The organism is Janthinobacterium kumbetense, from assembly GCF_023703445.1.
Lineage (GTDB): Bacteria > Pseudomonadota > Gammaproteobacteria > Burkholderiales > Burkholderiaceae_D > Janthinobacterium > Janthinobacterium kumbetense.
The window spans coordinates 1,154,491-1,167,405 of the sequence record NZ_JAMQGR010000001.1 but is presented as its reverse complement, the minus strand read 5'-3'; the positions used below and the strand labels follow the sequence as shown (position 1 = coordinate 1,167,405).

The window sequence follows — 12,915 nt, the reverse complement described above, 5'->3', positions numbered from 1 at the left end:
GTGCCATGGGCAAACAGAAACTGCTGGTCATCGAAGACGATCCCGGCCTGCAAAAGCAGTTGCACTGGAGCTTTGACGGTTACGACGTCTTGCTGGCGGGCGAGCGCGAGGCGGCGCTGGCGCTCGTGCGGCGCCACCAGCCGGCCGTGGTGACGATGGACCTGGGCTTGCCGCCCGACCCGGACGGCGCCACGGAAGGCCTGGCTACCCTGCAGCAAATCCTCGCGCTGGCGCCGGACACGAAAGTCATCATCCTGTCGGGCAACCAGGAGCGCGCGCATGCCTTGAAGGCGATCGCGCTGGGCGCCTACGATTTTCACCAGAAACCGTTCGAGGCCGACATGCTGGGCCTGGTCATCGCGCGCGCATTTTACTTGCACGCGATGCAGCAGGAAAACCGCCGCATGCTGCAGACGCAGGCCGATTCTCCCCTGGCCGGCATCGTCAGCCGCGATCCCGGCATGCTGAAACTGTGCCGCAACGTGGAAAAAGTGGCGCCCTCGTCGGCCAGCGTGATGCTGCTGGGCGATTCGGGCAGCGGCAAGGAGCTGATCGCGCGGGGACTGCATGCGCTGTCGAGCCGCCATGCGCAGCGTTTCGTTGCCATCAATTGCGCGGCCATCCCGGAAAACCTGCTGGAAAGCGAGCTGTTCGGCTATGAGCGGGGCGCGTTCACGGGCGCGGCGCGGCAAACCCTGGGCAAGATCGAACTGGCCCACGGCGGCACTTTTTTTCTCGATGAAATCGGCGACATGCCGATGCCGCTGCAGGCGAAATTGCTGCGCTTCCTGCAGGAGAGGGTCATCGAAAGGGTAGGCGGCCGTGCCGAGATCGCCGTCGACGTGCGCATCGTCTGCGCCACGCACCAGGACCTGAAAGTGCTGGCGGAACAGGGACGCTTCCGCGAAGACCTGTTTTACCGCCTCAGCGAAATCGTCTTGCGCATTCCGCCCTTGCGCGAGCGGGCCGGCGATTGCACCTTGCTGGCGCAGCATTTCAAGAACAAGTTCTGCGCCAGCGAGGGCCGCAGCAACCTGCATTTCAGCGCGGGCGCGCTGCAGCTGATCGAAAGCTATGGCTGGCCCGGCAATGTGCGCGAAGTGGAAAACTGCATCAAGCGGGCCGTCATCATGTGCGACGGGCCGCAGATCGCCGCCGACGACCTGGGCTTGCCCGCCAGCGCCCGGGCGGCGCCCGCGGACGAGCCGCTGAACCTGCGCCAGGCGCGCGAAGGGGCCGAATACAAGGTGATGGTGCGCGCGCTGGCGCGGGCCGACGGCAATATCGCCAAGGCGGCCGAGCTGCTGGGCGTGAGCCGGCCCACCCTGTACGACCTGATGGGCCATCACGGCATCAAGTAGGCAGTAACTAAATATCAAGATTGTGTATGGCGTCGCACATACGGGGCGGCGCCCGCACGGCATGCTTCTCCCAGCAACTCAATCAAGTCAACAGGGAGAATTTCATGCAAGCTACACAACTGTCCGTCTCGGACTTGAACAATCCGGGCGTCTCCTGGGGCGCCGTGCTGGCGGGCGCTGCCGCGGCGGCGGCCTTGTCCTTCATCCTGCTGATCCTCGGCGTGGGCCTGGGCCTGTCGTCCGTGTCGCCGTGGTCGTTCAATGCGACGGCCATCGGCGTGTCGACCATCGCCTGGCTGGCCTTCATGCAACTGGCCGCGTCCGGCATCGGCGGCTACATGGCGGGCCGTCTGCGCGTGAAATGGAGCTCCATCCATACGGATGAAGTGCATTTCCGCGATACGGCGCACGGTTTGCTGGCCTGGGCCCTGGCCACTCTGATCACCGTGGCAGTGCTGGCCGGCGGCACGCGGGCCGTGCTGAGCGGCGCCATCGATGCGGGCAGCGGCGTGGCGGCGGCAGTTGGCCCGGCTGCGGCAGCGGGCGCAGGTGCTGCTGGCGCTGCAAGCGCCAAGCAAGGCGAGGGCAGCGGCGCCAATCCGCTCGACTATTTTTCCGACATGCTGCTGCGCGCCGCCCCGGCGGCCGGGGCGGGTGAAGCGGGCGGCGTATCCGCCGGGCAGCGCGGCGAAATCGGCAAGATCTTCGCCACCGGCCTGTCCACGGGCAGCCTGGCCGCCGATGACCGCGCCTACCTGGGCCAGGTCGTCGCCAGCCGCACGGGCTTGACGCAGGCGGAGGCGGAAGCGCGCGTCGACGCCGTCTACGGCCGCGCCGCCAAGGCTGCTGCCGATGCCAAGGCGCAGGCACAGCAAGCGGCCGAAGCGGCCCGCAAGGCCGGCGCCCACACGGCGCTGTGGATGTTCGTCGCCTTGCTGCTGGGCGCTTTCGTGGCCAGCCTGGCCGCAACGTTTGGCGGCCGCCAGCGCGACCATGAGCGCGTGCTGCGCCATGTGACCATCTAATTCACCGATTAATCCACCAATCCAATCCAGGAGACTGCCATGCGTTCCATCCTCTTGCTGCTGCTGGGCATTCCATTGCCCATCGTCATACTGATCGCCCTGTTCGTACGCTGACAAGGCCCACATGCAAACCGGCGTCCGCTGCAAGGCGGGCGCCGGTTTTTGCGTGAAAGCGGGCGCATGTGTAATATGGCGCCATCTTTCCACCGAGACTATCCATGAACGTGACCGCCTTTCGTCCCTTGCTGAAAACCGCCGCCATCGCCGCCTTGGCCTGCAGCGTGCTGGCCGCGTGCTCCACCCTGATCGGCCCGCGCGACGTGAATGTGTCGCTGAGCAAGATGCAGCAAGGCCTGGAGCGCCGCTTTCCCATCGATAAACGGGTGCTGTCCGTGCTGGACGTCAAGCTGACGCATCCGCAATTGTCGCTGCAGCCCGAGCGCGAAAGAGTCGCCCTCAGCGTGGACGCCAGCGTCTTGCCGCCATTCATACGCCAGAGCTGGCGCGGCAGCCTGGCCATGTCGGGCCGCCTCGTGCTTGACGCCCAGCGCAACGCCGTCTACCTGAGCGAGGCGAGCGTGGACAAGGTGATCATCGACGGCATGGACGAGTCGCAGCAGCGCCAGTTCGCCAAGGTGGCCAGCCTGGTGGCCGACCAGCTCATGCATGAAACGCCGATCTATACCTTCAAACCCGACGAGCTGCGCTATGCGGGCGTGCAATTCGTGCCCACGCAGATCCGGACCACGGGCAACGGGTTGACGGTGACGTTCGAACCGGTGAAATAAAAGGCTAGGCCTGGAACGCGGGCGTGGTGATTTGCGTGGCCGTGTTGTTGCGCGGCGTCGCCTCTTCATGGAACAGGTCCGCCAGGTATTCGCATAACGCATCGCCTTGAATATCGTCGGGAATAATGAAATCGGCGGGCCTGCGCTTGCCTTCCGCGCCGAGATAGAAGGCGCGCCATGCTCCTTGATGTCCCCGGACGGCAATCAGCGTGCCGAAAATATTGAATCTGCATTCCTGCATCAAACTTCTCCAGTCCAAGAGCCAGGCAAAAAAGGTGGTGAGCGACAGGTATGGCTATTGCTAGATGGTAACATTTGCTGATCATCGGCGCGGGCGCGAGGCGTGCTTCAATGCACATCGGATCACCGGGATTGTTCAACCGACATTGTTTCCCCACAAGCATGCCGACTATAATCCGACCTCTCATGCCTGGATACAGCATGTTCCCCAACATGAAGTCAAAACAATTAAAGGAATCTTCGTGAAACGTTCGCTTATCAGCGCCGCCTGCTGCGCCTTGTTCGCCTTGTCTTCGCCGTCGCTGCACGCCCAGCAAGGCGCTACCGCCGCCGCACCCGTCTCCGGCATCGACCTGAAAACCCTGGACCCGGCAGTCAGCCCGCGGGACGACTTCTACGGCTACGTCAACGGCGTCTGGACCCGCAATACGGACATCCCGGCCGACAAATCCGTCTGGGGCACGTATATCGAATTGCGCGAAATCGCGCAGGGCCAGTTGCGCGGCCTGATCGACGCCACCGTCAAGAACCCCGGCAAGCCCGGCAGCGAGGCGCACAAGATCGCCGACCTGTACACGAGTTTCATGAACGACAAGGCGCGCAATGCGGCCGGCTTCAAGCCGCTGCGCGCCGAGCTGGCCCGCGTGGCTGGCGTGAAAGACAAGAAGGACTTGCCGGCACTGCTGGCTTACCTGCAAGGCAATGGCGTTGCCACGCCGTTTTCCGCCTACGTGGCGCCCGATGCGCAAGACCCCGAGCGCTACACGGTCAACATCAGCCAGTCCGGCCTGGGCTTGCCTGACCGCGATTATTACCTGAAGGATGACGACGCCAAGCTGCAAGCCGTGCGCGCCAAATACCTCAAGCACATCGAAACCATGCTGGCCATGAGCGGCGACAAGGCCGCTGCGGCGCACGCGGCGCAAATCCTCGACCTCGAAACGCGCCTGGCGGCCGTGCAGTGGACGCGCGTGCAGATGCGCGACCCCGTCAAATCGTACAACCGCGTCGATTTCGACAAATTCGCGGCGCTGGCGCCGGCCTTCGACTGGAACGCCTACTTTACGGCTGCCGGCCTTGCGCCAAAAGCCGCCTCGGCCGTGGTGCGCCAGCCCAGCTTCATGACAGGTTTCGCCGAGACCGTGGCCGCCGTGCCGCTGGAAGCGTGGAAGAGCTATCTGAACTGGCGCATCATCGAAAGCTATGCCTCCTACCTGGACAGCGCCACCGTCAAGGAGCGCTTCGCCTTCGACGGCACGGTGCTGCGCGGCGTGCCGCAAAGCGAACCGCAGTGGCAGCTGGCGCTGCGCTTCACGGATAACGCCATCAGCGACGCCGTCGGCAAGCGCTATGTGGAAATGTATTTGCCGCCGGAAACCCGGCCCCGCGTGATGGCCATGTTCGACAATTTCGTCGCCTCGTTCAAGGATGGCATCGAGCAGCTGGACTGGATGGGCCCGGAAACCAAGAAGGAAGCCCAGCTCAAGCTGGCCGCCCTGAAGCCGAAGATCGCGTATCCCGCTACCTGGCGCGACTACGGCAGCATGAAGACGCAGCCGAACGACTTGATCGCCAACGTGCGCGCCGCGCGCGCGTGGAGCCGCCAGCAAAACCTGGCCAAGCTGGGCAAGCCGGTGGACCGCGACGAATGGTCGATGACGCCGCAAACCGTCAACGCCAGCTACAGCCCGGCCCTCAACGCCATCACGATCCCGGCCGCCATTTTGCAGCCGCCGTTCTTCAACGTGAAAGCGGAAGATGCCGTCAATTACGGCTTGCTCGGCATCACCTTCGGCCATGAAATCAGCCATGCCTTCGACGATTCGGGCAGCCAATACGACGCCAAGGGCCGTTTGCGCAACTGGTGGACGGCGGAGGACCGCGCGGCCTTCAAGGCGCTGGCGGCCGGGCTCGTCAAGCAATACGGCGCCTACAGCCCCGTGCCTGGCTACCACATCAACGGCGAGCTGACCCTGGGCGAAAACATCGGCGACAATTCCGGCCTGTCGATCACCTACAAGGCGTACCAGCGTTCGCTCGGCGGCAAGCCGTCGCCCGTCATCGATGGCTTGACGGGCGAACAGCGCCTGTACATCGGCTTTGCGCAGAAATGGCGCGCGAAATTGCGTCCGGAAGCGGCCATTGCGCAGATCAAGAGCGACCCCCATTCGCCGGGCGAATTCCGCGCCAAGGGCACGGTCAAGAATCAGCCCGGCTTTTACGAAGCGTTCGGCATCAAGCCGGGCGACCCGATGTATCTGCCGCCCGAGCAGCGCGTGATCATGTGGTAATCAGGTAGGGCGTTGGGCAAGCGCGCCGGGGACTATTCCTTGGCGTGGTTGAGCGTGTACCTGGGCAGTTCAAGCGTCAGGTCTTCCTGCGCCATTCGCGCCTGGCAAGACAGGCGCGAGTGGGGCTGCAAGCCCCAGGCCTGGTCGAGCATGTCTTCTTCATTGTCGCCCAGCGCATTGAGCGAGTCGAAACCCTGCACCACGACCACGTGGCAGGTGGAACAGGCGCCCACCTGGCCGCACGCGTGTTCCATGTTGATCTTGTTGAGCAGCAAGGCGTCGCAAATGCTCATGTTTTGCGGCGCGTCAAACACGGCGCCTTCGGGGGCCAGCTCGGGATGGGGTAATACGGTGATGGTTGGCATACGATAATCTCCTTGAGTACCGCTACCTTGCACCTTCCCGTCTGGACAAGGTCAAGCGCAATGTTGCGCCTGACGGGGATGGCTTGCCCTTACAGCTTCGAGGCCGGATGTTCCGCGAGCGGGACAAACTGGCCGGTGGACTCGTCGAGCGCATCGAGCGAGCCATTTTCGATGTCATACACCCAGCCATGCAGGGTCAGGCGTTTTTGCGTGATGCCCAGCGCCACCGAAGGGTGGGTGCGGATGTTGTTGAGTTGCGCCACGACATTGGCCCGCACCATGCCATCGATGCGGTCCTGTTCCGTCGCATGCTCGATCGATTCATTGATCATGCGCGCCGCGTCAGAGTGCCGCAGCCAGTTCTTGACTGCCGGCATGTGATCGAGGCAGGTGCAGGTGGCGATGGCTTTCATCGCGCCGCAATCGGAGTGGCCGCAAATGACGATGTCCGTCACATTCAGGGCCGCCACGGCAAATTCGACGGATGCGCTCACGCCGCCCGGTTCCGGGCCGAACGAGGGCACGATATTGCCCGCGTTGCGGATCACGAACAGTTCGCCAGGTTCGCGCTGCGTCACCAGTTCCGGCACCATCCGGCTGTCGGAGCAGGAAATGAACAGGGCCTTGGGTGTCTGTCCCGTGGCCAGTGTCTTGAACAGCTCTCGGCGTTCAGGAAAGACTTCCTTCTGGAAACGTAGAAATCCGGCAATGATGTCGCGCATAAATAAAAGAAGAGAGTGGTGTGAACCCGTATTATCGCCTATGTCAGCGCGGCTGGCTTGCCGGCCGGCCCGTTTCAGGGGCCGCCGTGCAGCGCCCGAGATGCTCGAGCAATTGCAGGAACACGCGTTTGTCGGCCATGTGGTTCAGCGTGTTGCTCGTGAAGACGTCGCTGGCGGCTGCTGCCACGGCGTTGCGGGCGTGCGCGCAGGCGGAGTGCAGTTGCGCGCGGTCAAGGTCTACCAGCGCCGCAGCGATGCCTTCGGGCGTGAAATCGAAGGCATCCATGCCGCAACAGCCGGCCACGCAATAGGTTTCCAGGCGGCAGATCAGCGGCCACAGTTCGTCCAGCAGGGCATCGATGTCGATGGCCTGGTCATAGCGGCCGTCAAGGCTGATGAACTCGATCCATGCATCGTCGCCGATCTGGATATCGTACTGGCGGTCGCGTTCGGTCATTTGCAGATTCTCCTGGTGAGTGGCATCGCATTATAAAAAAAACCGCCCGAAGGCGGTTTTTGTCAAAGTGGCGATGCCGGCGTCTAGATAAAGTAGATCAGCGCGATCACGCCCACGACGAGGGCCACGCGGGTGACCTGGTACGCCGCCTTGTTCCACGCCTTGAAGCGGCGGCGGTACTGGCCCATGGTCCAGGAAATCTGGAACAGCTTGCTCACGCCGCCCACCTGGTCGCCCAGCTCGTTCGGCGAGGCGGCGGCCGTCATCAGGGTGCGGCCCAGCCAGCGGTTCAGCGCTTGCGCCCAGCGGTAGCGCATCGGGCGCTCGATGTCGCAGAACAGGATGATGCGGTCGCTGTCGGCGTCGTTGCGGGCCCAGTGGATATACGTTTCATCGAACATCACGGCCTGGCCGTCGCGCCAGCTGTGGCGTTCGCCATCGACGTCGATGAAGCAGCGGTCGTCGTTCGGCGTCTGCAAGCCCAGGTGGTAGCGCAGGGAGCCGGCGAACGGGTCGCGGTGCGGGTTGAGCTTGCCGCCCTGCGGCAGTTCCGCGAACATGGCCGCCTTGATCGAGGGAATCGATTGCAGCAGCGCATAGGTTTGCGGGCACATCTGTTGCGCCGACGGGTGGTTCGCGTCATACCATTTCAGGTAGAAACGCTTCCAGCCATACTTGAAGAAGGAATTGAAACCCACGTCATTGTTCTTTTCAGCCGCCTTGATCTTTTTCATTTCCTGCATGCGCAGCGCTTCATCGCGGATGATCTGCCAGTTCTGCTGCAGCGGCGCCAGTTCCGGGAATTGCTCGACGGCTAAATAGGGCGTGGCCGGCACCTTGGAAAAGGTGTGCATGAACAGGTTCAGCGGCGCCATGAACGAGGAGTGATCGAAGATCTGGCGGCGGAACGGCAGGCGTACCTTGCCACGAAAATGAATATGTAAAACAGAAAACACAAAAATGCCCAGCAAGGCCCACTTCATACACAACCTCGTTTTTTAAGAATGGGGCAATTATAACCAGTTAATGCCGGCGCCACCCCGTGCCACGGTGAAGGAAAGATGAAGCGGCGCGCGGCAGCGCTCTGTCCTACAATGGCTGTTCTCCCCACTGATATGAGGTAACGATGGAAATCTGGCACGCACCGCTCGACCTGGCCACCCTCAACGCCGCCAGCGAAGGCACGGCCATGCGCCACCTGGGCATCGAATTTAGCGCCTTCGGCCCCGACTGGATCGAAGCGACCATGCCCGTCGACCACCGCACCATGCAGCCTTTTAAACTGCTGCATGGCGGCGCTTCCGTGCTGCTGGCCGAAACCCTGGGCAGCATGGCCGCGAATGCCTGCCTCGATTCCAGCCGGCAAGTGAGCGTGGGTCAGGAAATCAATGCCAACCACGTGCGCGGCGTGCGCGGCGGCCAGGTGACGGGGCGTGCCACGCCGATCCACCGGGGCCGCACCAGCCAGGTCTGGGAAATCCGCATCGCCGACGACGATGGCAAGCTGTGCTGCATCTCGCGCATCACCATGGCCGTCATCGATACGCCAGGCCAGCGTTAATTGTCTTTTTTGATATGCGTCAAGGCACTAAAAGTGGACACGTGGAATCATCCGTAACGCTGTTCGCTTATAATTCAGTGTGCTGTTGTATGGCGCAGGGTATGTCCCGCGCGCCTGCATTGCCCGAATTTAGAAGCTGACTGCCCAAAAAACGCCAGTTAGAGGACCATCCTGCGCTATGCAGGAAAGGCAACGCGACGGCGAGCAGATCGCTGGTTTTTAAATAACCAGCAACAATCAACTTTATTTACAGGGCAATAACAACAATGATGTCATTCAATCGTTTGACGATAGGCGCGCGCCTGAGCGCAGGCTTCGGGCTGCTGGTGGTATTCATGCTGGTGCTGGCGGCTTTCGCGCTGCTGCGCATCGGCGCCATCTCCGGCGCCATGGACGCGCAAGACAAAGTCCAGCTGGAAAAACTCGAACCGCTGTACGTGGCGCGCGAAGCGCTCGACCAGACGGGCCTGGCCGCCCGCAACGCGTATATCTTCCATGACCAGGCCGCCGCCGAAAAAGAGCTGGCCATCCTCGACAGCCAGAAGGCGCTGTACCTGGAAGCGCTGGCGCGCCTGGCGCCGCGGTTCGCCGGCGATCCGCAATTCGAAAAAGTCAGCGCGGGCTTGAACACCATGGCGCAGCAATTGCAGCGTCCGCGCCAGTTCCGCGCCACGGGGCAGATGGAACAGTACGGCACCTTCCTCGTCGAGGAGTGCAGCCCCCTGCGGCGCCAGATCGTCGCCGACATCGATACCGTGCTGAAAAACGTGCAGCGCGAGTCGGAGCAGGCCAGCGTGGCCGCGCGCGCCATCTACGGCCAGTCGCTGCGCTGGATCGGCGTGCTGGCCGCCCTCAGCGTGCTCATTTGCATCTTTGTTGCCACCGTCATCACGCGGGGATTGCTGCGCCAGCTGGGCGGCGAACCGGGGTATGCGGCCTCGATCGCGGGGCGCATCGCGCTCGGCGAACTGGCCATCGACGTGCACACGCGCCACGGCGACGACAGCAGCCTGCTGTTTGCGATCAAGACCATGCGCGACAACCTGGCCGCCATCGTCGGCAAGGTGCGCCACGGCACGGAAAGCATTGCCACGGCCTCGACCGAGATCGCCTCGGGCAACCGCGACCTGTCGCAGCGCACGGAGCAGCAGGCCGGCTCGCTGGAAGAGGTCGCCTCATCGATGGAAGAACTGATTTCCACCGTGCGCCAGAATGCGGACAATGCGCAGCAGGCGAACCACCTGGCGCGCGAAGCGTCGAAGGTGTCGGAGCAGGGCGGCAAGGCGGTGGCCGAAGTGGTGCACACCATGAGCCTGATCAATGCCTCGTCGAACAAGATCGTCGACATCATCGGCGTGATCGACAGCATCGCCTTCCAGACGAATATCCTCGCCTTGAACGCGGCCGTGGAAGCGGCGCGCGCGGGCGAGCAGGGGCGCGGCTTTGCCGTCGTCGCCACGGAAGTGCGCAACCTGGCGCAGAGGTCAAGCGCCGCCGCGCGCGAAATCAAGCTGCTGATCGACGATTCCGTCAGCAAGGTGGGCACGGGAACCTTGCTCGTCGAGCAGGCCGGCGTCACCATGCATGACGTGGTGGCCGGTATCGGCAGGGTGACGGGCATCATGGCCGAGATCAGCCACGCCACGCAGGAGCAGGGCGCCGGCATCGAGCAAGTCAACCGCGCCATCGTCGACATGGACCGCGTGACCCAGCAAAACGCGGCCCTGGTCGAGCAGGCGGCTGCCGCCGCGCATGAATTGCAGCAGCAGGCGGCGCAGCTGGAACAGGAAGTGGGCATCTTCAAACTGGCCAAGCCGGCCAACGGTCCGTTGCGCCTGGCGGCCTGACGCCGATAGCGCGGCAGCGCGGCGCGCCATGCGCCGCGCTCCACAGCCATGCGCGAACAGTCCTATTCCGCGCTACAATGAGCGCTGGATCACCGCCAGGACTACTCATGCAAGTGCGCAGCAGCCATGATCTCTCCAGCCCGGACGACGACGGCCCGGCGCCTCCCGTGCTGCAGCTGGCCCTTGCCGGCCTCGGCTGGGGGTTACTCACTTGCATGCTGTGCTTTGCCATCCTGTTCCTCACCAAATGGCTGTTGCCGCCCGAATACTGGGGCGCGCACACGGGCTTGTCCAAGTTCAAGCGCGAAATGTCGCTGCCCCTGCTGGTGTTCTGGGTCGTCATCTATTCCCCCATCCTGGAAACCTTCCTCGGCCAGCTGCTGCCGCTGGAAATCCTCCGGCGCCTGGGCGCCAGCCGCCAGCTGAGCATTTTTATCGGCGCCATCCTGTGGGCCATCGTGCATTTCATCAGCGGCGGCTTGCTGCACGCCATCGTCGCGCTGGGGTCGGGCGCCATGTTCAGCTTTGTCTACCTGCGCTACCGCGGCCCCAGTGTCGCCGTTGCCTACGCCACAACGACTTTTTCCCGCGCCTGCAACAACATCGCCATCCTCGTCGCCGTGTTTTACGGCCTGGACGCCTAGGACGCCTGCCCAAACCTGCGGCGCGTCGGTTTAGATGGCCTGCGATGCTCACCGTACCTGAGTACGGTTGCGCTTCTCGACCACCTCTACCTTCCGCTCGCGACGGTTTTGTCAAGCGTCGTGAAGTTCTCTTTTCTTGAGTAAATACGGCACCAGCGCCGCCAGCGCCACGGCCAGCACGGCCAGGCCATTGAGCAACTGGCGGAAGGCCGCGTCATAGCTGGCGCGCAGCAGCGCTTCGTGGCCGCCCAGCAGTTGTGTTGCCTGTTGGATATCGCCGAGCGCGGCGCGGCTGGCGGCGGCCAGCACGGGCAGGCCGGCGGGCAGCTGGTGCTGCAGCGCGGCGCCGATCAGGCTGGCCAGCACGGCGCCCGCCAGGGCCAGCGCCACGCCATCGGCACTGATGCGCACGGTATTGAAGATGCCCGTCGCCATGCCGGCCCGCGGCGTGTCCACCACGTTCAGGGCCATGCCGTCCATCAAGCCCCACGGCAAGCCGATGCCGGCGCCTACCAGCAGCAGCGGTCCCGCCAGCGCGGCGGTGCCGCCGTTGCCCAGCACTTGCGCCAGCCAGGCCAGTCCGGCGGCCGCCAGCAGCAATCCCGCCGCGCACACGGTGCCGGCCTTGAACCAGCGCAATAGCAGCGCCGCCAGCATGGGCACGACCAGCAGGGGCGCGGCCAGGGCGATCATCAGGCGACCCGCCGCCAGCGGCGACACGCCGTCGATGCCGATGAAGCGCCCCGGCAGCATGACGATCAGCACGATGAACAAAAAGGCGGGCGAGGCGGCCAGCACTTGCACGGCGACGAAGCGGCGCTGGCGGAACAGGGTCAAGTCCAGCATGGGCCGCGCCGTCCTGCGTTCGACCGCGACAAACACGCAAAACAGCAGCGCGGACGAGGCGATGGACAGTTGCACTACCCCGTTGCGCCAGCCATGTTCGGGCGCCAGCAGCATGCCCAGGGTCAACAGGGACAGCGCGCCGCTGAAGCTGAGGGCGCCGGGCCAGTCCAGCCGCCCTTGCGCACGGGGCGCATCGGCCGGCACGCTGGCCAGCACCAGCAGCGCGCCGATGGCGCCCAGCGCGGCCGTGGCGTAAAAGATGGCGGGCCAGCGGGCCAGTTCCAGCATGGCGCCGGCCGCCAGCGGGCCGAAGGCCAGGCCCAGGCCGAACGTCGTGCCCAGCACGCTCATCACCCGGCTGCGCGCCGCGCCGTGGAACAGGGGCGCCAGCGACGACATGGCGGCGGCGAACGCGGCCGTGCCGCCCAGGCCCTGCATGAAGCGCAGCGCGGCGACCAGCGCGACGGACGGGGCCATGGCGATGGCCAGGGTGGCCGCGCAAAACAGGGCCAGGCCCGCCAGCCAGACGCGGCGCCGGCCCAGCACGTCCGTCAGGCTGCCGGCCACCATCATGGCGCTGCCATAGCTGAGGATATATGCATTGATGACCCAGTTCAGGGCGGCGGCGCTGCCGCGCAATTCGGCGCCGAGGGCGGGCAGCGCCACGGCCGGGCCCGTGAAGCACAAAGGAATCAGCAAGCCCGTCAGGCAGGCGGCCAGCACTTGCAGGGCAAGCGTCAAACGTGGGGAAGAGGGCATGGAAGTGGG

13 protein-coding genes are annotated in these 12,915 nt (G+C 64.2%); 7 read left to right on the top strand and 6 right to left on the bottom strand.

Going from position 1 to position 12,915, the window contains the following annotated elements:
- Positions 1 to 5 precede the first annotated feature (5 nt).
- The 3 genes from prsR (at position 6) to NCG91_RS05245 (ending at position 3,174) form a co-directional block, all read left to right on the top strand.
- Entirely contained in the window at positions 6 to 1,361 is a 1,356-nt protein-coding gene (prsR, locus tag NCG91_RS05255) for a PEP-CTERM-box response regulator transcription factor (protein WP_251348880.1), read from the top strand.
- A gap of 104 nt (positions 1,362 to 1,465) precedes the next feature.
- Positions 1,466 to 2,386 (top strand): hypothetical protein, encoded by a 921-nt coding sequence (locus NCG91_RS05250; RefSeq protein WP_251348879.1) that lies wholly within the window; start codon positions 1,466 to 1,468, stop codon positions 2,384 to 2,386.
- Positions 2,387 to 2,604: 218 nt separating this feature from the next.
- A complete protein-coding gene (locus tag NCG91_RS05245) occupies positions 2,605 to 3,174 on the top strand; it encodes a DUF1439 domain-containing protein (RefSeq protein ID WP_251348878.1) in 570 nt (189 codons plus the stop codon).
- 4 nt (positions 3,175 to 3,178) lie between these two features.
- On the opposite strand, the gene NCG91_RS05240 is transcribed toward NCG91_RS05245, so the two are convergent.
- Positions 3,179 to 3,415 carry a DUF7661 family protein gene (locus NCG91_RS05240; protein ID WP_099664106.1) on the bottom strand — a complete coding sequence of 79 codons (237 nt, stop codon included), beginning with the start codon at positions 3,413 to 3,415 and terminating at the stop codon, positions 3,179 to 3,181.
- Positions 3,416 to 3,656: 241 nt separating this feature from the next.
- Between NCG91_RS05240 and NCG91_RS05235 the strand changes: the two genes are divergently transcribed.
- The gene (locus NCG91_RS05235) at positions 3,657 to 5,705 is read left to right on the top strand and encodes a M13 family metallopeptidase (protein ID WP_251348877.1); all 2,049 of its coding nucleotides are present in this window, start codon (positions 3,657 to 3,659) and stop codon (positions 5,703 to 5,705) included.
- Between the two features lie 32 nt (positions 5,706 to 5,737).
- Here the strand turns inward: NCG91_RS05235 and fdx are convergent, their stop codons facing one another.
- From fdx to lpxO, 4 genes are all read right to left on the bottom strand, one after another.
- Entirely contained in the window at positions 5,738 to 6,070 is a 333-nt protein-coding gene (gene fdx / locus NCG91_RS05230; protein WP_251348876.1) for an ISC system 2Fe-2S type ferredoxin, read from the bottom strand.
- Positions 6,071 to 6,159: 89 nt separating this feature from the next.
- Entirely contained in the window at positions 6,160 to 6,792 is a 633-nt protein-coding gene (locus NCG91_RS05225; protein ID WP_099664103.1) for a carbonic anhydrase, read from the bottom strand.
- 43 nt (positions 6,793 to 6,835) lie between these two features.
- Positions 6,836 to 7,249 carry a DUF6331 family protein gene (locus tag NCG91_RS05220; RefSeq protein ID WP_251348875.1) on the bottom strand — a complete coding sequence of 138 codons (414 nt, stop codon included), beginning with the start codon at positions 7,247 to 7,249 and terminating at the stop codon, positions 6,836 to 6,838.
- An 83-nt stretch (positions 7,250 to 7,332) separates the two neighbouring features.
- Positions 7,333 to 8,232 (bottom strand): lipid A hydroxylase LpxO, encoded by a 900-nt coding sequence (gene lpxO, locus NCG91_RS05215; protein ID WP_251348874.1) that lies wholly within the window; start codon positions 8,230 to 8,232, stop codon positions 7,333 to 7,335.
- Between the two features lie 143 nt (positions 8,233 to 8,375).
- Here lpxO and NCG91_RS05210 point away from each other — a divergent pair, with 143 nt between their 5' ends.
- The 3 genes from NCG91_RS05210 (at position 8,376) to NCG91_RS05200 (ending at position 11,301) form a co-directional block, all read left to right on the top strand.
- A complete protein-coding gene (locus NCG91_RS05210) occupies positions 8,376 to 8,810 on the top strand; it encodes a hotdog fold thioesterase (RefSeq protein WP_251348873.1) in 435 nt (144 codons plus the stop codon).
- A gap of 266 nt (positions 8,811 to 9,076) precedes the next feature.
- A complete protein-coding gene (locus NCG91_RS05205; protein WP_251348872.1) occupies positions 9,077 to 10,657 on the top strand; it encodes a methyl-accepting chemotaxis protein in 1,581 nt (526 codons plus the stop codon).
- Positions 10,658 to 10,764: 107 nt separating this feature from the next.
- On the top strand, positions 10,765 to 11,301 hold the full coding sequence (locus tag NCG91_RS05200) for a CPBP family glutamic-type intramembrane protease (protein WP_099664098.1): 537 nt from the start codon (positions 10,765 to 10,767) through the stop codon (positions 11,299 to 11,301).
- A 111-nt stretch (positions 11,302 to 11,412) separates the two neighbouring features.
- Here NCG91_RS05200 and NCG91_RS05195 read toward each other — a convergent pair whose 3' ends face one another.
- The gene (locus NCG91_RS05195; protein WP_251348871.1) at positions 11,413 to 12,906 is read right to left on the bottom strand and encodes an MFS transporter; all 1,494 of its coding nucleotides are present in this window, start codon (positions 12,904 to 12,906) and stop codon (positions 11,413 to 11,415) included.
- Positions 12,907 to 12,915 lie beyond the last annotated feature (9 nt).